This window comes from Streptomyces sp. NPDC002790, from assembly GCF_040295505.1.
In the GTDB taxonomy this organism is placed as follows: Bacteria; Actinomycetota; Actinomycetes; order Streptomycetales; family Streptomycetaceae; genus Streptomyces.
This window is the reverse complement of record NZ_JBEOVM010000001.1, coordinates 201478-219680: the sequence shown is the minus strand read 5'-3', so window position 1 is coordinate 219680 and position 18203 is coordinate 201478. Positions and strand designations below refer to the sequence as shown.

At 72.2% G+C, this 18203-nt stretch carries 16 protein-coding genes; 8 read left to right on the top strand and 8 right to left on the bottom strand.

Translation table 11 applies throughout. From position 1 onward, the window contains the following. Positions 1–230 precede the first annotated feature (230 nt). From ABT004_RS01000 to ABT004_RS00990, 3 genes are all read left to right on the top strand, one after another. On the top strand, positions 231–1106 hold the full coding sequence (locus tag ABT004_RS01000) for a polysaccharide deacetylase family protein (protein ID WP_351330513.1): 876 nt from the start codon (positions 231–233) through the stop codon (positions 1104–1106). A gap of 45 nt (positions 1107–1151) precedes the next feature. After that, entirely contained in the window at positions 1152–1796 is a 645-nt protein-coding gene (locus tag ABT004_RS00995; protein ID WP_351330511.1) for an alpha-ketoglutarate-dependent dioxygenase AlkB family protein, read from the top strand. A gap of 67 nt (positions 1797–1863) precedes the next feature. Further along, positions 1864–3123, top strand: a complete 1260-nt coding sequence (locus tag ABT004_RS00990; protein ID WP_351330510.1) for an ROK family protein — start codon at positions 1864–1866, stop codon at positions 3121–3123. A 27-nt stretch (positions 3124–3150) separates the two neighbouring features. On the opposite strand, the gene ABT004_RS00985 is transcribed toward ABT004_RS00990, so the two are convergent. Both ABT004_RS00985 and ABT004_RS00980 read right to left on the bottom strand, forming a co-directional pair. Beyond that, positions 3151–3564 carry a TetR family transcriptional regulator C-terminal domain-containing protein gene (locus ABT004_RS00985; RefSeq protein WP_451186876.1) on the bottom strand — a complete coding sequence of 138 codons (414 nt, stop codon included), beginning with the start codon at positions 3562–3564 and terminating at the stop codon, positions 3151–3153. Then, positions 3518–4216, bottom strand: a complete 699-nt coding sequence (locus ABT004_RS00980) for a DUF998 domain-containing protein (protein ID WP_351330508.1) — start codon at positions 4214–4216, stop codon at positions 3518–3520. The genes ABT004_RS00985 and ABT004_RS00980 overlap by 47 nt, the downstream gene beginning before the upstream one ends. Positions 4217–4479: 263 nt before the next feature. Between ABT004_RS00980 and ABT004_RS00975 the strand changes: the two genes are divergently transcribed. The 3 genes from ABT004_RS00975 to ABT004_RS00965 are packed head-to-tail and all read left to right on the top strand — an operon-like array spanning position 4480 to position 8158. Further along, the gene (locus ABT004_RS00975; RefSeq protein ID WP_351330507.1) at positions 4480–4821 is read left to right on the top strand and encodes an SHOCT domain-containing protein; all 342 of its coding nucleotides are present in this window, start codon (positions 4480–4482) and stop codon (positions 4819–4821) included. Continuing rightward, a complete protein-coding gene (locus ABT004_RS00970) occupies positions 4818–5600 on the top strand; it encodes an ABC transporter ATP-binding protein (protein WP_351330505.1) in 783 nt (260 codons plus the stop codon). Before ABT004_RS00975 ends, ABT004_RS00970 begins: the two co-directional genes overlap by 4 nt. Then, positions 5597–8158: an ABC transporter permease gene (locus tag ABT004_RS00965; protein WP_351330503.1), complete on the top strand. Its 2562-nt coding sequence runs from the start codon at positions 5597–5599 to the stop codon at positions 8156–8158. The genes ABT004_RS00970 and ABT004_RS00965 overlap by 4 nt, the downstream gene beginning before the upstream one ends. Positions 8159–8199: 41 nt before the next feature. On the opposite strand, the gene ABT004_RS00960 is transcribed toward ABT004_RS00965, so the two are convergent. Both ABT004_RS00960 and ABT004_RS00955 read right to left on the bottom strand, forming a co-directional pair. After that, a complete protein-coding gene (locus ABT004_RS00960; protein ID WP_351330502.1) occupies positions 8200–8712 on the bottom strand; it encodes an ATP-binding protein in 513 nt (170 codons plus the stop codon). Between the two features lie 207 nt (positions 8713–8919). Continuing rightward, on the bottom strand, positions 8920–9234 hold the full coding sequence (locus ABT004_RS00955; RefSeq protein WP_351330501.1) for a hypothetical protein: 315 nt from the start codon (positions 9232–9234) through the stop codon (positions 8920–8922). A 322-nt stretch (positions 9235–9556) separates the two neighbouring features. On the opposite strand from ABT004_RS00955, the gene ABT004_RS00950 reads away from it, so the two are divergent. Further along, positions 9557–10708 carry a PLP-dependent cysteine synthase family protein gene (locus tag ABT004_RS00950; RefSeq protein WP_351330499.1) on the top strand — a complete coding sequence of 384 codons (1152 nt, stop codon included), beginning with the start codon at positions 9557–9559 and terminating at the stop codon, positions 10706–10708. 132 nt (positions 10709–10840) lie between these two features. Here ABT004_RS00950 and ABT004_RS00945 read toward each other — a convergent pair whose 3' ends face one another. Together ABT004_RS00945 and ABT004_RS00940 are read right to left on the bottom strand one after the other, a co-directional pair. Further along, the gene (locus ABT004_RS00945) at positions 10841–11323 is read right to left on the bottom strand and encodes an SRPBCC family protein (RefSeq protein ID WP_351330498.1); all 483 of its coding nucleotides are present in this window, start codon (positions 11321–11323) and stop codon (positions 10841–10843) included. A gap of 124 nt (positions 11324–11447) precedes the next feature. Beyond that, positions 11448–12299 (bottom strand): DeoR/GlpR family DNA-binding transcription regulator, encoded by an 852-nt coding sequence (locus tag ABT004_RS00940; RefSeq protein ID WP_351330496.1) that lies wholly within the window; start codon positions 12297–12299, stop codon positions 11448–11450. Positions 12300–12536: 237 nt separating this feature from the next. On the opposite strand from ABT004_RS00940, the gene ABT004_RS00935 reads away from it, so the two are divergent. Next, the gene (locus tag ABT004_RS00935; RefSeq protein WP_451186881.1) at positions 12537–14942 is read left to right on the top strand and encodes a hypothetical protein; all 2406 of its coding nucleotides are present in this window, start codon (positions 12537–12539) and stop codon (positions 14940–14942) included. On the opposite strand, the gene ABT004_RS00930 is transcribed toward ABT004_RS00935, so the two are convergent. Further along, positions 14912–17317 (bottom strand): right-handed parallel beta-helix repeat-containing protein, encoded by a 2406-nt coding sequence (locus ABT004_RS00930; RefSeq protein ID WP_351330495.1) that lies wholly within the window; start codon positions 17315–17317, stop codon positions 14912–14914. The two genes, ABT004_RS00935 and ABT004_RS00930, sit on opposite strands and share 31 nt — an antisense overlap. A gap of 161 nt (positions 17318–17478) precedes the next feature. Then, entirely contained in the window at positions 17479–18084 is a 606-nt protein-coding gene (locus ABT004_RS00925; protein ID WP_351330493.1) for an Rv1733c family protein, read from the bottom strand. Between the last annotated feature and the right edge of the window lie 119 nt (positions 18085–18203).

Genomic DNA, 18203 nt, shown 5'->3' with positions numbered 1-18203 from the left:
GCGTTCACCGTCTTCTTCGTCTTCACCGTCTTCTTCGGATCGGCACAACTGCCTTAGCTGCTCTGGTCCTTGGGGCGGCCGCGGTCTCCTGTGGCGGTACCGGGAGCGATGCGTCGGATGAGGGGGGAAAGGCCCCGGAGTCCGCCGGTGACCGGCAGGCTTCCCGTTCCCCGACGTCCGGACACCCTTCCGGGGCGGCGAAACCGGCCAAACCTCCGGCGCCGGACAAGGTGCACGCCAACGAGCTGGGCGCCGTGCCGGTGCTCATGTACCACCAGATCCTCGAGCACCCGAAGAGCGCGTACGACCGGACACCCAAGGAGCTGCGCACCGAACTGGAACGCCTCGCCCGCGAGGGGTACGTGCCCGTGACCGCGGGCGCGTATGAGACGGGGAAGATCGACATCCCGGCCGGTGCCCACCCGGTCGTCCTCACCTTCGACGACTCCACCGACAGCCAGCTCCGCCTCGGCGCCGACGGCGAACCCACCGACGACTGCGCGGTCGGCGTCCTGCGCGCCGTCGCCCGGGAGCATCCGCGCTTCAAGGCCCGCGCCACCCTGTTCGTGAACGGCGACGCCTTCGCCGCCACCGGCCAGAAGAAGGCCCTGACCTGGCTGAACAAGAACGGCTTCGAGATCGGCAACCACACCCTCGACCACGCCAACCTCGCGCAGAGCGGCACCGCCAAGGCGCGCGCCCAGATCGCCGAGGGGCAGCGCTCCATTGAGCGCGACGTCCCCGGCACGGACGTCCGCTCCCTCGCCCTCCCGTACGGCATCCAGCCCGAGCCCGCCGACCTCGCCCTGACCGGCAGCGCCTCTGGCACGACGTACAAGAACAAGGGCGTCTACCTCGTCGGCGCGAACCCCGCCCCCTCGCCGTACGCGGACTCCTTCGACCCGGCCGCGATCCCGCGTATCCGCTCGGCCCCCGCCAAGGGCAAGGACGCGAACTACAGCTCCGAACACTGGCTCGACCAGCTGTCCGCGGGAAAGCTCACCCGCTACACGTCCGACGGCGACCCGGACCACATCGCGTACCCGAAGGGGACGGGGACGCGACCGGGGAAGGCGGCGGAGAAGGGGAAGCTCCGGCCGTACTGACCCGCGGACTACGGGAACGCCCGCGCTCTCGGGAACACTGGACCCATGAACGAACTGTTCGCCCGCGACCGCACGGAGGTCGCCCCCGGCGCCGTCCACGTCCCCGACTGGCTCGACGAGCGGGAGCAGCGGTGCCTCATCGAGCTGTGCCGGACATGGGCGCGCCCGCCCGCCGGCCTGCGCGATGTGCGGCTGCCGGGCGGGGGCCGGATGAGCGTGCGGCAGTTCGGCCTCGGCTGGCACTGGTTTCCGTACGGGTACGCGCGCACCGCGGTCGACGGTGACGGCGAGACGGTGAAGCCCATGCCGCGGGAGCTGGAGGCGCTCGGCCGACGCGCGGTGGCAGCGGCCTACGGTGAGTCCTGCGAGGGCGACCCGTACGACATCGCCCTGATCAACTACTACGACACCGATGCCCACATGGGCATGCACAAGGACCGCGACGAGAAGTCGGCGGCGCCGGTGGTGTCCCTCAGCCTCGGTGACACCTGCGTCTTCCGGTTCGGCAACACCGAGACACGTACGAAGCCGTACACGGACGTCGAGCTGCGCAGCGGGGACCTGTTCGTGTTCGGCGGCGACTCGCGGTTCGCGTACCACGGTGTGCCGAGGACCGAGCCGGGGACGGCGCCGCCCGGACTCGGCCTGACCGGGCGGCTCAACATCACGTTGCGGGTCAGCGGGTTGTAGCGGGGATCGGTTCGGGCGGCGCCGACCGGCTACCATTCCTGAGCGTGATCAGGGCGAGGAGTTGCTGATGGGCGGCGGCAAGGCGGCCTCCGGGGCCGGGGGCCACACGGCGGGCGACACGGCCGGGCGGCCACCCCGTCTGGAGCGGGGGCGCAGCGCGCTCGGTCCCGCGCTCGAACTCGTCCACACCGGGCGGGCTCCCACCCGCGCCGTGCTGACCGCCGAGCTCGGTGTGACCCGCGCGACGGCGGGCGCCGTCGCCGCGGAGCTGGAGGCGCTCGGCCTCATCCGCATCGACGCGAAGCCCAGCGCGGCGTCCGGCTCCCAGGGCCGCCCCTCGCACCGTCTTTCGGTGGCCGACGACGGACCGGTGGCACTCGCCGCCCAGGTCCACTCCGACGGCTACCGGGCGGCGCTCGTCGGCCTCGGCGGCGGCATCGTCGCCACCACGCCGGGCTGCGAGATCATCGACCCGGACCCGGCGGACGTACTGCGTTCCCTGGTGGAGGCGGGCGTCCAGCTCCTCGAATCCACGGGCCGACGCTGCGTGGGCGCGGGCCTCGCCGTCCCCTCCGCGGTCGCCGAACCCGACGGCACGGCCCTCAATCCCCTCCACCTGGCCTGGCCGGTGGGCGCGCCGGTGCGGCAGATCTTCACCGACTGCGTACGGGAAGCGGGCCTGGACGTCCCGGCGTTCGCGGCCAACGACGTCAACCTGGGCGCGCTCGCCGAGCACCGCCACGGCGCTGGACGCGGCGCGCGCGACCTGCTGCTTGTGGCGACCGGCCACCGCGGAGTGGGCGGGGCCCTGGTCCTCGACGGTCACCTCCACACCGGCAGTTCGGGCCTCGCCCTCGAGGTCGGCCACCTCACGGTGAACCCCGAGGGCCGCCCTTGCCACTGCGGAAGTCGCGGCTGCCTCGACGTCGAGGCCGACCCGCTCGCCTTCCTCACCGCGGCGGGCCGCACCCCCGACCCCGGCGGCTCGCTCCTCTCCCAGGCCCGCGACCTGCTGGCCGACGCGAAGGACGACCCGGCCGTCCGCGCGGCGACCGAGGCGCTGATCGACCGCCTGGGCCTCGGCCTCGCCGGCCTGGTCAACATCCTCAACCCGGACCGCATCGTCCTCGGGGGCCTCCACCGCACCCTCCTCGACGCCGACCCCGAGCGCCTGCGCGCCGTGGTCGCGGACCGCAGCCTGTGGGGCCGCAGCGGCAGCGTCCCGATCCTGGCCTCGACCCTGAGCCACAACAGCCTGGTGGGCGCAGCGGAGTTGGCCTGGCAACCGGTCCTGGACGATCCGCTGGGGGCGCTCAGCGGGGGGTGACGGCGGGGCGGACGTTCCCGCTCACCACTACTGCCCACGCGGCGGGCTCGCCCGCTCGGGCTGGGAGAGGAGCGCGAGCAGCCCGCGTACCCCCGCGTCGAACGCCGCCGCATCACCCGATGCCCGCGCCAGCACGTAGCCACCCTGGACGGTCGCCACGACCGCCGCCGCGATCTCGCGCGGCACCAGGCGGGCCGCCAACTCGCCGCTTTCCAGGGCCTCTTGGGCGATCTCGGCGATCCGGCTCTCGACGTACGCGATCGTCTCGGTGACCGGTGACCGGTGACCGGCGACCGCAGCTCGTCGCTGGTGATCACGTCCGGGTCCATCGTCAGCCGCCCGACGGGGCCGCCGCGCGGCACATCGCGCTCGCGGAGCAGATGCGCCTGCAGACTCAATGCGTGACCTGGGGTCCGCTCTCTGGCACCCCCTCGATCCCACCCGTGCCCGGAACCAGGCCCTGAACGTACCGGCCGAGCACGCCGACCATGATGACCTCGCACCCGAGCATCAGCCGCTCCACAAGCCCGATCAGCTCCCGGCCACCCGGCCCCGCCGAATAGGCCATCACCCCGGCCCCGACCACCGCGAGCAGGGACAGCGTGCGCAGCCACCAAGACGTACGCCCCGCCGTGGAGTTGAGCCGCCCCGCCAGGACGAGACCGGCCGTCGGCAGCGCCGCGAACGCCGCGACGGACGCGTAGCGGTGCACATATGCGGAACCGGTCAGCTGCGTGGTGAGCGGATCCGTGGGCGCCACGGCCGCGAGCACCAGACCCGCACCCCAGATGGCCAGCAGCACGGACGGCAGCCCGCGTATCGCCGCGAGCCGCTTTCTCGCCACCACCAGGAGCAGCAGCGAGACCACGCCGAGCGAGGCCATCGCGGTCTCGATCGGCCCGCCGCGGTCCAGCGCCGCGAAGTCGCTGACAGTGAGGGACAGTTGGCTGAGTCCCGGGTCGGTGTCCCGAGGAGCCAGTAGCGCCGCCATCATGGCCACGACCACGGTGGTCCACACCAAGGGTGCGAGCCGGCGGCCGAGGCCGCTGAACATGAACCGCCGGCTGAAGGTGTCTCGTCTCGAAGTCCGCACAACCCGATCTTCCGGCCGGACGGCGCCCCTTCACCATGGGGGCCGCCCCGGACGCACCCCTGGTCCGACCCTGACCCGTGTCAGGGGCAGCCGGGCGCCCAGGAGCAGCCCCACACCGCTCACGTACTCCCGCGGAGGTACACACAGTGCCGCTGGCCGTACGACGACCCGGACCCCCTCCCGGCGGGACGCTCGAGTCATCACCACAAGTGGACGCCCGGCACACCGGTCCGGCGCCACCGGAACAAGAGGAGATGAGTCGGATGCAGACCCTCGCGGAATTCGGCCCCGGCAACGGCCCCGGCCCGTGGATCCTGTTCTTCCCGCTGATCTGGGCGGCCGTCATCGTCGGTGTCGTCACCCTGCTGCGCCGCACCGTCTGGCGCGGCCGACGCGGACCCTGGGGCTCCGGCCCCGGCGACCCCCGCCTACGCACCCGCCTCGACGAGAACTCGCCGATCGCCGTGCTTGGCCGCCGCTTCGCCGCCGGTGAGATCGACGAGGACGAGTACTGGCGCCGACTGACCGTACTGAACGAGGAGTTCGGCCACTACGGCACAGACACCGGCACCGACCGCAAGTCCGGCAAGGGCGGCGCGTCATGAGCACCGCCACGACGCTCACCCCCACCACCCTCGCCGCGCGCGTCGACAACGCCGTCAAGGTGTACGGCTCCGGGGACACCGCCGTCCGCGCACTGGACGGCGTGAGCGTCGGCTTCCGCGCCGGACGGTTCACCGCGATCATGGGCCCGTCCGGCTCCGGGAAGTCGACCCTGATGCACTGCGCGGCGGGCCTCGACACCCTTACCGAAGGGGCCGCGTACATCGGTGACACCGACCTCGGCTCCCTCGACGACCGACGCCTCACCCTGCTGCGGCGCGACCGCATCGGGTTCGTGTTCCAGGCGTTCAACCTCGTACCGACGCTGAACGTCGCCGAGAACATCACCCTCCCGATCGACCTGGCGGGCGAGCGCCCCGACCGCGAGTGGCTCGACGCGCTCGTGGACGTCGTCGGGCTGCGCGACCGGCTGCACCACCGGCCCGCCGAACTCTCCGGTGGGCAGCAGCAACGCGTCGCCGTGGCACGGGCGTTCGCGGGCCGCCCCGATGTCGTCTTCGCTGACGAACCCACCGGAAACCTCGACTCCCGCTCCGGCGGCGAGGTGCTCCGACTCCTCGGCGACGCCGCCCGCCAGGCCTCCCGCGCGGTCGTCATGGTCACCCACGACCCGGTCGCCGCCGCCCACGCCGACGAGGTCGTCTTCCTCGCGGACGGCCGCCTCGTCGACCGCATGGAACGGCCGACCGCGGACCGGGTCCTCGACCGGATGAAGGCCTTCGACGGCCCTCCTCCCACTGAAGGCGGTGGCTCGTCATGAACGCCTCCGTGCGCCTCAGCCTCACCTCGCTGCGCGCCCACAAGCGGCGCTTCGCCGGAACGTTCAGCGCGGTCCTGCTCGGCGTCGCGTTCCTCGCCGGCACGCTCGTCATGGGCGACACCCTGCGCGCGAGTTTCGACTCGATGTTCGCGGGCGCCAGCAGCGGCACCGACGCCGTCGTGCGCTCCGGCAACGTGATCACCACCCCCGGCGAGAGCCAGGGCACCCGCCGCCCGGTGGACGCCTCGCTCGCCGACGATCTGGCGAAGGTGCCGGGCGTCGCCGCGGCGGCGCCGAACATCCAGGGCGCGGGCCAACTCGTCGACGCCCACGGCAAACCCATCGGCGGCCAGGGCCCGCCCACCCTCGCCGGAAACTGGATCGACGACCCGAAGCTCAACGCGTACCGGCTCGCCGATGGCCGCACTCCGCAAAAGAGCGGCGAGGTCGTCATCAACCGCGGCGCCGCGAAGACCGGCGACCTGAAGGTCGGTGACACGACCACACTGCGCACACCCGACCCGGTGAAGGTCACCATCGTGGGCCTGGCCACCTTCGGTGGCGAGGACGGCATGGCGCAGACCACCTTCACCGGCATGACCCGCGCCGACGCCGAGAAGTACCTCACCCCGAAGCCGGGGGAGGCGTCCACCATCCAGGTGCGGGCGGGGCCCGGCGTCAGCCAGCAGGAGCTAGTCGATTCCGTGAGTGGCAGGCTCCCCAAGGGAGTTGAGGCGATCACCGGCGAGGAGTCGGCGCAGGAGAACACCGACATGATCTCCGGCCAGTTCCTCACCCTGTTCACTACCTTCCTCCTCGTGTTCTCCGGCGTCGCGCTGCTCGTCGCGACCTTCTCCATCCACAACACCTTCGCCATCGTCGTGGCCCAACGTGCCCGCGAGAACGCCCTGTTGAGGGCGCTCGGCGCGGCCCGCCGGCAGATCGCCACGGCGACCCTGGTGGAGGCGACCGCGGTCGCCGTGGTGGCCTCGGCCGCCGGGCTCGCGGGCGGCATCGGCATTGCGGCCGGGCTCCAGGCGCTGTTTCCCGCCATCGGATTCCCGTTCCCGGAAGGGGACTTGGTGGTCAGCCCGCTCTCCATGCTGCTGCCGCTGGCCGTCGGCATCGTGGTGTGCGTCGGCTCGGCCCTGCTGCCCGCCCTGCGCGCCGGACGCACCGCACCGCTGGCCGCTCTGCGCGAAAGCGCCGTCGACGACTCCGGTGCCTCGCGGCGCCGCGCCGTCCTCGGTGGCGTGCTGGGCGCGGCCGCGATCTCGACGACCCTCGCAGGCGTACTGGTGTCCCCGTCGATCACCCTCGCGGGCGTCGGCGCTGTGCTGGTACTCGCCTCGTTCGTCGTGCTCGGCCCTGTCGCGTCCACGTCCGCCGTACGGGCCCTGGGCGCGCCGCTCGACCGGCTGCGCGGTGTCACCGGCGGGCTCGCCAGGCGCAATGCGCTGCGCAGCCCGAAGCGCACCGCCGCCACGGCGAGCGCCCTCATGATCGGCGTCGCGGTCGTCTCCCTGTTCACCGTCTTCGGTGCCTCGCTGAAGGCCACCATGGACCAGACCGTGAACCGTTCCTTCGCGGGCGACGTAGCCGTATCCACCCCGTCGTTCGGCGCGGGCGGCAGCGGCCTCAGCCCGAAACTGGCGCCCGCGATCGCCGAGCGGCCCGAGGTGGCCACGGCGGTGGGCCTCGGTAGCGGCGTCGCCGACGTCGACGGCAAGGGCCGCGCCCTCACCGTCACCGACCCGGCCGCCCTCGCGAACTCCTTCGACCTCGGCACGGTCACCGGCTCGATGAACGGCCTCGGCAAGAACGGCATCGCGATCACCCGCGCCGAGGCCGACCAGCAGCACCTCGCGGTCGGCGACACGGCACGGCTCGCCTTCACCGACGGCGCGAAGGCGCCGTTCTCGGTCCGCGCGGTGTACGGGCAGTCCGAGCTCGCGGGCGACTACGTGATCTCCCGCGAGGCCTGGGCACCGCACCGCACGCAGGACGCCGACAGGCTCGTCTCCGTCACTTTCAAGGACGGTGTCTCGGCGGCCGACGGCACGAAGGCGGTCGAGAAGGTCGCGGCGGCGTACGGCAATCCGGATGTGCAGACCCGTGACGCGTACGCACAGTCCTCCGCGTCCGGCATCGACATGATGCTGACGCTCGTCTACGCGCTGCTGGCCCTGGCCGTCGTCATCGCGCTGCTCGGCATCGCCAACACCCTCACCCTCGCCGTGCACGAACGGACCCGGGAACTGGGCCTGTTGCGCGCCGTCGGCCAGACGCGCGGGCAGCTGCGGGCGATGGTCCGCTGGGAGTCGGTGCTGGTCGCCGCGTTCGGCACGGCAGGCGGGCTCGTGCTCGGCGGTTTCCTCGGCTGGGTCCTGGTGAAGGCGTCCGACGGGGCGAGCGACAGCGCCTTCGCGTTCGCGCTGCCGCCGGGCCGGCTGGCGATCGTGGCCCTCGTCGGGCTCGCCGCCGGCGCCCTCGCGGGCCTGCGCCCCGCCCGCAGGGCGGCACGCCTGGACGTACTGCGGGCCATCGCCACCGAGTGAGCTGCCGAGTGTGCGACGTACCTTTGGTGATCACCGCCCGGTCAGCCTGCGACGGCCGACCGGGCGGGAGCATGCGGGGACACCGTGCGCTCGTGCGTGTCCGTGCGGTGCGCGGGCTGCGTCGCGTACACCGGGTACGGCGCGATGGCCATCGCGGGGGCGGGCGCCGGCAGGGCGAACCAGACGACCTTGCCGTCCTCGCCGTGCGGCCGCACACCCCAGCTGTCGCTCACCGCGGCGATCATCGCGAGTCCGCGGCCGCAGGTGGCGAGGGGGTCGGCGTCCCGTACCTCGGGGAGCCTCGGGTCGTGGTCGTGCACCGAGACGGTGAGCGTGCCGCTGAGCAGCTCGATCTCCACGGTGCAGAGCTTGTCCGGCTCGGCGTGCCGGTGGACGTTGGTCAGAAGCTCGGTGACACAGAGCGCGGCCATCTCGATCAACGGATCGAGATGCCAGTAGCGCAACTGCGCCGATACGATTCTGCGGACCTGACCTATCCGCGACGGCAGGGCTTGGAGCTCCACCGTGCAATGCCTGTTCGGCTGGCTGATCACGGCTACGACTCCCCGAAATTGAGTCCGGAAGAAGACGAAAACGGATCGAGCGGTGCGACTGCGCTGTGACAGGACTGCCCGCTCCGTGTCCGGCGGGCTGGTTCGCAGCGTTATCGCCGGTAAACCCTGAGTAGTGATGTGTGACCAGCGTTACTCAGGAGGCGTGGGCGTGCAACTTCGCCGGGGGTTCGCTGCGCAGACGGTGCGCTATCCGGTGTGCGAGGTGGCGGCGCGGACGGCCTCGATGAACCGCCGGGCCGCGGGTGGCCCGGCGGCGCCGCCCTGTCCGCCGAGGTGCAGCAGATAGCGCCGCCCGTCCACGGCGGCCATCGCCCGGTCCTCGGCACCGAACCACGGCCTGCCCGCCCGGACTTCACCCAGTGGAGCGCTGTCGATCTCGCTCCCGTAGCTCGTGAGCAACTCCAGCCTGCCGCCCGCGATCCGGACCTGCCCCGCCCGGGTCAGTGACCGCAGGCGCCGGCCGATGCGCACACCCGTCGCCGTGAACTCCGGCTCCGCCATGCCGTTTCGCCCCCTCGAGTGCGTGTCTGCGGTGCAGTCTGCACGCACCTGGCCAGGAGCACCAGTGCGCATGTGGACGCGCTGTGAAGCAGCGGGGGCAACTTCTTCGTGCGCCCCCCTCGCACGTACGTTCCCGGATTCTCCCGGCGTCCCGGGCGCGTGTTCCGTCTCTCTCCCAGGCGTTCCTTTGAGACGCTCAAAGATGCATTTATGCAGGTGAGAAGCGTGCGCAAGGTGCTTATGATCGTGGTGTCCGGCTGTCGTCGGCGTTCCGGACCGGCGCGCGGAACGATGGTCGGGCACGACGAGAAGGAGCCAAGCGGTGAGCACCACGGAACAAGGTCGGCCCACGGGCGAGGGCGCGGCATCCGGCGCCCTCCCGACGCTCGACGTCGACCACACGGACCTCGGCTACCGTGAGTGGCTCAAAGAAGCGGTACGCAAGGTACAGGCGGACAACAACCGCTCGGCCGACACTCACCTGCTGCTCTTCCCGCTCCCCGAGCAGTGGGGCATCGACCTCTACCTCAAGGACGAGTCGACGCACCCCACGGGCAGCCTCAAGCACCGCCTGGCCCGCTCGCTCTTCCTCTACGGCCTGTGCAATGGCTGGATCCGCCCGGGCCGCCCCGTCATCGAGGCGTCGAGCGGCTCGACGGCGGTCTCGGAGGCGTACTTCGCGAAGCTGATCGGCGTCCCCTTCATCGCGGTGATGCCGCGTACGACCAGCGCCGAGAAGTGCCGCCTGATCGAATTCCATGGCGGCCAGTGCCACTTCGTGGACGACTCCCGAACGATGTACGCGGAGTCGGCGGCCCTCGCCTCTCGCACCGGCGGCCACTACATGGACCAGTTCACGTACGCGGAGCGGGCCACGGACTGGCGCGGGAACAACAACATCGCCGAGTCGATCTATCGCCAACTCGCTCTGGAGCGCTACCCCGAGCCCGCCTGGATCGTCGCCACCGCGGGCACCGGCGGCACCTCCGCGACGCTCGCCCGCTACGTCCACTACATGCAGCACGACACCCGCATCTGCGTCGCGGACCCCGAGAACTCCTGCTTCTTCGAGGGCTGGACGACCGACAATCCCGACGCGACGAGCGACTGCGGTTCCCGCATCGAGGGCATCGGCCGCCCCCGCATGGAACCGAGCTTCGTGCCGGGCGCCATCGACCGCATGATGAAGGTCCCCGACGCGGCGAGCGTCGCCGCGGTCCGCGCCCTGGAGTCGGCCATCGGCCGCAGAGCGGGCGGCTCGACGGGTACGGGCCTGTGGAGCGCCCTCAAGATCATCGCGGAAATGGTGGCGGAGGGCCGCACGGGTAGCGTCGTGACCCTCCTCTGCGACCCGGGCGACCGCTACTTGGACAAGTACTACTCGGACGCCTGGCTCCGCCGGCAGTCCCTGAACATCACCCCATACGCCGAGGCAATCACGCGCCTACTGGAGACGGGGGAGTGGACGGACTGATCCCGGGCGGGCGCATCGAGCGTGTGCGTGGGCTTCGCGGGCGGCGGTCCGGCAAAATCAAGCCCCTGCGGCGATTGAGCAGCGGGGTCCGGGGCAGAGCCCCCGAGGCGTCAACCCCGGTCGACCGCACCATCACGCCGCCGCCGAAGCCACCCGCCGGTCAAGCGCCCCCACCGCATCGCGAAACGCCTTCCCGAGCCCACCCCGCCCAAGTCTCATCCCCACCCGCACCGCGCCCCCCGCATCCACCGCGAACGTCCACCGCACCCGAGACCCCCCACCGGGAACCCCTTCGATCCGCCACTCCTCCACCATCGCCCGCAGCCCCGGCACATTCGTCTCGTCAACGCGATACGCGTAGACCTCACCGGGCTCCGCGGCGACGATCGTCTCCAGGAACCGCGTCCCACCCTTGAGCCGAACCTCCCGCCGAGCCCCACCGTCCAACGGCCGCGCCAGCGTCACCGCGGAGAACCACTCGGGCCACCCGACGACATCCTCGGCGAGCGCCCGATACACGGCATCCGGAGAAGCCGACACCTCACGGGCGAACACGAGCCGCAGCGGCGCACTGTCGACGAAGTCGAGCTCGACGGGGAGAAGACGGCGTGCCATGAAGGTTCAGCCCCCAACGGTTGAATCGGCGGACGCGACGCCCGGCCCAACAGGCGCCACCAGTGGCCGAGTTGACGTACTCCAAGTGACGTGACCGGTCCCGGTCACCATAACTGGCGCACCGTCAGATGTCTGTACCGTCCTCCGGCTCAGCCTCAGCCTCAGCCTCCGGCTCCCCGGCCACGACGAGCCGCATGTGCTCGGCGACCTCCGCCCGCGCCTCGACCGGCAACCCGCCGTCCGTCACCAACGTGTCCACCTGGTCGAGCGAGGCGAACGAACTCAGCCCCACCGTCCCCCACTTGGTGTGGTCCGCCACCACGACGACCCGCCGCGCGGACTGCACGAGCCGCCGATTCGTCTCCGCCTCCGCCAGGTTCGGCGTGGACAGGCCGGCCTCCGGGCTTATCCCGTGCACCCCGAGGAACAGCACGTCGAAGTGGAGCGCCTCGATCGCCTGGTCGGCGACAGGGCCCACCAGCGAGTCCGACGGCGTGCGCACGCCACCGGTCAGCACCACCGTCGCCGCCCCCTGCCGGGACGCCGCACCGCGCTGCGAGGCGTGGAAGACATCGGCCACCCGCACCGAGTTGGTCACCACCGTCAGGTCCGGTACATCGAGCAGCTGCTGGGCCAGCGCGAACGTCGTCGTACCACCGGAGAGCGCGATCGCCGTGCCCGGCGCGGCCAGCGGAGCCGCGGCGCGCGCGATGTCCTCCTTGGCGGTCAGCTCCAGGCCCGACTTGGCCTCGAAACCGGGCTCATGGGTACTGGCCTCGACGACCGGGACCGCTCCGCCGTGCACCTTCTCGACGACGCCCTGCCGGGCCAGCGCGTCCAGATCGCGCCGGACCGTCATGTCGGAGACACCGAGCTTCCTGGTCAGCTCGTTGACCCGGACGCCGCCGCGCCGACGGACCTCGTCGACGATCAGGGCGCGGCGCTGCTCCGCGAGGAGGTTCTGATTCTCGCTCACGTCCGTCGGATCCCTTCGGCTCGTCCCGCCTGTCACCACCGCCGTACAGGCCAGCGCTTTCTCGTCATCCTCGCACGCGCCACCGACACCGGGACCACCGCCCGCGCTGCCGACCTGCGCCGCGACGGGGGCGACACGGGGTGAATGGGGCGGGGTGCCTCGGGGAGATTCCGTGACGAGGGGTGCCCGTGGGGGCGCCAGGCCGGGATCCTGGTCGTGTTCAGAAACGGGGGACACATGAGTACGACGCACGAGCACGAACAACAGAACGGCCCCGCCGCGGAGCCGACGCCGACGCCTTCCGCGACACCGCCCATGACCTCGGACGAGACCGCCCTGGAACTCCTCGTCCACGGAGTCGGCGGCACCACTCCTCAAGAGATGCTCGACGACCCGCAGCCCGTGCGGGTGTCGGGCGACGAGACGGCGGCCGTCTTCCGGCGCGGCGAGGACGCCGACGCGGAGGCGCGCCCCGACGACTACCGGGGCAAGCCCGTCCCCGAGGCGTACGTGTGGTGCAACCTCACCTCGGGCAACGGATCACGCGCGCTGTGGCTGCTGCTGCTCCCCTTCATGGTGGTGAACCTGTCGCACTGGATGCGCCCCAACGCCCGCCGCAGGTCCCGCACCGTACGCCTCTACGGCCTGCTCGTCCGCCTCCTGTCGCTCACGCTCACGGTGCTGCTGGTCGGCGCCGCGTGCGAGGTCGCCCTGGACCTGACGGCCTGGCAGTGCGCGGGCACGCCCGCCTGCGCCGAGCAGCGGGCCTGGCTGGGCTTCCTCGCGGAGGGCTGGTGGAGCCAGCCCGGCCGCCGGCTCGCCCTCGCCTCGCTCGTCCCGAGCGCTCTCGCCGTCCTGCTCTGGTACCTCTCGCACCGCACCTGGAGCGCGTACGAGGCTCAGCGCCCGCTGCCGCACATGCCCGAGCCCACCGACGGCGAGATCGACAACGCGCTCGGCAGGCCCGGCTTCTGGTACGGGCGGCGTCTGGTGTCCCGCCTGCGCTCGGCGCACACCGCGGCCGCGCTGCTCACGGTGGCCGCGGCCGTCGGCACGTCCGCGGCCCGCTTCGACCGGGAGTCCGGGGGGCCGGTCCTGCTCGACGTACTGGGGTGGGCGATCGTGGGCGCGCTGGTCCTCGGCACCCTCGCCGTCATCGGTGTGATCGTGCACCGCGGCCGCAGCGAGAACCGGGTCGACGACACCCTGGACCGCACGGTGGTGCGCGCCCTGCCCTACGCGGCGCTCGCCCTGCTCGTCGTGACCATGGTGTACGCGGCCTGGTCGCGACCCGGTTGGCAGTCCTCCGGCCGGCTGCCCGGGGACACGAGCTTCGGTGGCATCGTCCTCGTCCAGGGCGCGCTGGTGGTCGCCCTGGCCTTCGTCGCGCACGCCATCTACCGCACGGCCCGCGACCCGCGCACCGCCCTGCGCGGCCTCGGCGGGCCCGCCACCGCGATGCTCGCGTGCGCGCTGGGCGGCGTGATGACCGGAGGCGTGGCGCAGCGCGTCGCCGACTGGCTGGACGGCACCAGCGGCCTCATCAAGGGCCCGCCCATGCTGCTGACCTGGCAGGCCTCCGTCATCCCGCCGCTGCTGATCGTCCTCGCCGTCCTGTGCGGAGCGCTCGCTCTGCGCACGGCCCGCATCAAGAAGCGCGAGACCGCTCAAGTGGCTGTCGACTACCACCTCGACGAGAAGCCGGGCGCCACCGCCGAACCCCCGGACGCGGCCCGTACGGCACGCATCGCGGGCACACGCGCGCGTGCCGCCCTCACCGACAAGGCACCGGAGATGATCGGCGTCGTAGCCTCGGTGGCGCTGCTGCTCGGAGTCCTCGCCGTGGTCGGCGCCTGGACCACAGGGAAGGTGCCGGGGAGCGCGGCCCGCGGTTCGTACGCGGTCGTACAGGGGGCGGCGGACTCCGCGCAGGCGCTCGGCTCCTGGCTGATCGGCCTGGGCTTCATACTGTTCGTCACCTGGGGACGCCGCGCCTACAAGGACGCCTCCGCACGCCGCACCATCGGCATCCTGTGGGACGTGGGCACCTTCTGGCCGCGCGCCGCGCATCCCTTCGCGCCCCCGTGCTACGCCGAGCGCGCCGTCCCCGACCTCACCTGGCGCATGGCCACCTGGACGCAGGCCACCGGTGGCCGGCTCATCCTGTCCGGGCACTCACAGGGCAGCGTCCTCGCGGCGGCGGCCGCCTGGCAATTGCACCCCTCCGTAAGGAAGCGCGTCGGACTGCTCACCTACGGATCGCCGCTCGAGCGGCTGTACGGGCGCTGGTTCCCCGCCCAGTTCGGGCCCGAGGCGCTGGCCTCGCTGCACCGCCAGGTCGACTGCTGGCGCAATCTGCACCGCAAAACCGACCCTATCGGCGGGCCGATCAACCTGCCGGGCAATTGCGGCCCCCAGGTCGACCACAAGGCACTCCTCGACCCGCTCGCCTACGGGCGTACGGCCGAACACCCGCTCCCCGCACCGATCCTGGGCCACGGTGACTACCAGGCCGACCCGGTCTTCGCCGAGGAGCGCGCCCGGCTGCTCGCCCGCCTCAAGCCGGGCGTACCGCAGCAACGACCGGAGGGAGACCAAGAGCAGGCCGAGGCTCAGGGCAGCTCCGGCAGGTCCTCCGGGTAGAGCAGCGTGAGGGCGTCGGTGTCCAGCGCGTCGAGCTGGGCGACCCGGCCCGCGTGCCGCTCCACCATCGACTCGAACGACTGCCGCGCGGTGCGGCCGTTGCCGAAGGCGGGCCCCTTCGGGAGCACCGTGAAGTACTTGAGCAGTGCTTCCGGCGTCCCGTCGGCCAGCCGGTACTCGTGCTCGTCGGCCTGCTGCTCCACGATGCGCAGCAGTTCCTCGGGCTGGTAGTCGCAGAACGTGATGGTCCGTGAGAAGCGAGAGGCCACACCGGGGTTGGTGGACAGGAAGCGCTCCATCTCCGCCGTGTAGCCGGCGACGATCACGACGACCTCGTCGCGGTGGTCCTCCATCAGCTTCACGAGCGTGTCGATCGCCTCGCGGCCGAAGTCGCGCCCGGAGTCCTCGGGGGACAGGGCGTACGCCTCGTCGATGAACAGGACACCGCCGTGGGCCCGTTGAAAGGCCTCCTGAGTGCGGATCGCGGTGGAGCCGATGTGCTCGCCGACCAGATCCACACGGGACACCTCTACGAGGTGGCCCTGGCCGAGGACGCCGAGCGAGGCGAGGATCTCGCCGTACAGGCGTGCCACCGTCGTCTTGCCGGTGCCAGGGGAGCCCGTGAACACCAGGTGCCGCCGCACGGAGGCCGCCTTGAGGCCCGCCTCCTGCCGCTTGCGGCCCACCTCGATCATGTCGGTGAGCGCGCGCACCTCGCGCTTGACGCTCTCCAGGCCCACGAGCGCGTCGAGTTCGCCGAGGACGCGCTGGGACGTGCGGGACTCCTGAGCGGGCTCCTGGGGCGCCGCCACGGGCCGCTGGTCGGGCACGGCGCTGAGCAGGCCGACGGTCTGCGTCGCGGTCTGGAGGGCCGGCTGCGGGGCCGCCGCCGCGCCGGCGCGCACGCCGCCGCTCTCGTCGCTCGCGCAGTCCTCGATCAGCGGCCCGTCCTCGGCGAACTCGTAGCCGCCGCGCGAACACCGCTCCGTACGACACTTCTTGAGGCTCGTACGGCAGCCGTCGATGACGTGGAATCCAAAGCCGCCGCTGTCCGCGACCCGGCAGCCGTGGAAGCTGCCCCGGCCGCCCGCGGACACGTAGAAGCCGGCTTCGGCGGGCGAGGTGACCGTGCACCGCTCGATCGTGGGGTCCGCGCCCTTCGTGACGATCACGCCGGTCTGCGTGGCGTCCACGGTGCAGTTGGCGAGCGTGCCGCCGCTGCCGTGGTCGCGGAACCAGGCGCCCGTGGCGGCCTCGCGGATGCGGCAGTCGTCTAGTTGGGCGGTCGCCCCGTCGCTCACCGACACGGCCGTGTTGCGCACCTGGGAGAGGTCGCTGTCGACGACGTCCACGCGCGAGCCGCGGTCGAGCACGAACAGCGCGTCCGGCACGTCGTGCACCCGGCAGGAGTCGAGCACGGCGGTCGCGCCGTCACTGACCCAGACGGCCGGATAGTCGCCCGTACTGTCGTGGATCTCGGTCTGGTTGGCGTCCACGCGCGTGCCGGGGTCCCACACCGAAAGCCCGTTGCGCCCGAACCGGCTGACGGTGGAACGGGTCAGGGTGAGCACGGACCGGGAGCGCAGGTCGATCGCGTTCTCCGGGACGTCGTGCACACGGCAGTCGGCGAGGGTGAGCACCGCGTCCGTGTCGAGCGTGACGCCGTCCCCCGTCGTGCGGTGCACATCGCAGTCCGTCAGGTGCGCGGCGGCCCGCCCGGTGATCTGCACACCGGAACCCTTGACCTCGTACACCTCGCAGCCCACGGCCTCCAGGCCGGAGTGCTCGCCGGTCGCGGACAGGCCCGCACCCGACGTGTGGTGCACCCGGCAGCGCTCGAGCCGGGGATGCGCGCCGCCGCGCACCGCGACGCCCGCCTGCCCGGCGGCGACGACCTCGCACTCCTCGAACACGCCGCCCCCGCCGTCCAGGACGGCGATGCCGATGCCGCCGGGGTTGTCGACGGTGCACTGGCGCACCATGGGCCGGGCGCCGCCGCGCACCTCGACGCCGACCGCGGACCGGGTCACCACGCGGACACCGACGATCTCCGGGGCGCCCTCCTCGACGAGCAGCGCGGGCGACGCCGCGTCCTGCCCTTCGACGTGCAGGTCACGCACGGTAGCGGAGGCCCGTACGGTCACGGGGACACCGTCCGCCGGTGCGATCCGCACGGAACCGGGGGAGCCCTCGGGGCCACGCAGCGTCACGGCCCGCCGCAGCACCAGGTTCTCCCGGTACGTACCGGGGGCCACGGTCAGTACGTCGCCGTCGGTCGCCGCCTCAAGCGCGGCGGCCAGCGACGCGTACTCACCCGTGCGGCGCCGCCACCGCGAAGTGCTGGTGTGCGTCACCTGGACCGAGCCCTGTGCCATGGCGCTGATCTGCCCCCACCTCGTCGTACGCAGGAAGTGTGCGCGCCTCGCGCGGCGCTGTTTCCTGGCTTCTTCCTGTGCTCTGCCTGCCTAAAGGTGGCTCCACCGTAGCGTGCGCGGAGCACGGCAGTTGACCAGAGCGGCGAGCCTGTGGACGGCGGTCAGCTGCCCGTGCCGGTCCTTCCCCAGTCGGGTCCCGCAATGTCCCAGGCGCTGTCCCAACGCGCGTACCGGCGGCGCATCATGCGCCACAGGGCGAGCCGCCGGGCGCCCTCCACCAGGCCGGTGACGGCGACGGCCGCACCGAATCCGGCGAGCGCCGCGTGCGTGGCGGCGGTGGGCCGGTCGAGGGGGCGGCCGACGGCGCGACCCTGGTCGTCGGTCCACACGGTGAACTTGTCGCCGCGGTGCGGGGTGCTGAGGGCGGCGACGACGCGGTCCTGCCGGGTGGAACCATCCGGGGCCCGCCAGGTCGCCACCACGCGCGTGTGCGCGTCACGCGCCGTGGAGGTCTCCGGGTCGGGGTCCAGCGGCGGCTGCGCCACCTTGTGCAGCACGGTCGCCGTCACCTCGTGGCGCATGCTGCGCTGCTCCTCCACGGAGCGGTACAGAGCGTCACGCGAGACGGACCCCGCGACGATGCCGACCACCGGGGCGGCGACGACGATGAGGAACAGTGCGATCAGGGCGACCCAGGCCTCTGCCAGGTCGGTCCTGCGGCACACGGGATTGTGGCGCCAGCGCCAGAGCCCGATCAACGCTCGCACGGTCTGCACCCCCTTCCGGGTCTGTCATAACCCCGAACGGCAGCGCCCGCATGCCGGAGGGGAGAAGAGAGAGCGACGTCACCCGACCCAGGTCCCGGCTCGCCCCTGACCACCGGCGC

Bases quoted from the DNA above. Each gene is read 5' to 3' on its own strand.
- ABT004_RS00995 (WP_351330511.1), top strand. From the start codon at position 1,152: ATGAACGAACTGTTCGCCCGCGACCGCACGGAGGTCGCCCCCGGCGCC.
- ABT004_RS00990 (WP_351330510.1), top strand. From the start codon at position 1,864: ATGGGCGGCGGCAAGGCGGCCTCCGGGGCCGGGGGCCACACGGCGGGC.
- ABT004_RS00975 (WP_351330507.1), top strand. From the start codon at position 4,480: ATGCAGACCCTCGCGGAATTCGGCCCCGGCAACGGCCCCGGCCCGTGG.
- ABT004_RS00970 (WP_351330505.1), top strand. From the start codon at position 4,818: ATGAGCACCGCCACGACGCTCACCCCCACCACCCTCGCCGCGCGCGTC.
- ABT004_RS00965 (WP_351330503.1), top strand. From the start codon at position 5,597: ATGAACGCCTCCGTGCGCCTCAGCCTCACCTCGCTGCGCGCCCACAAG.
- ABT004_RS00955 (WP_351330501.1), bottom strand. From the start codon at position 9,234: ATGGCGGAGCCGGAGTTCACGGCGACGGGTGTGCGCATCGGCCGGCGC.
- ABT004_RS00945 (WP_351330498.1), bottom strand. From the start codon at position 11,323: ATGGCACGCCGTCTTCTCCCCGTCGAGCTCGACTTCGTCGACAGTGCG.
- ABT004_RS00935 (WP_451186881.1), top strand. From the start codon at position 12,537: ATGAGTACGACGCACGAGCACGAACAACAGAACGGCCCCGCCGCGGAG.
- ABT004_RS00930 (WP_351330495.1), bottom strand. From the start codon at position 17,317: ATGGCACAGGGCTCGGTCCAGGTGACGCACACCAGCACTTCGCGGTGG.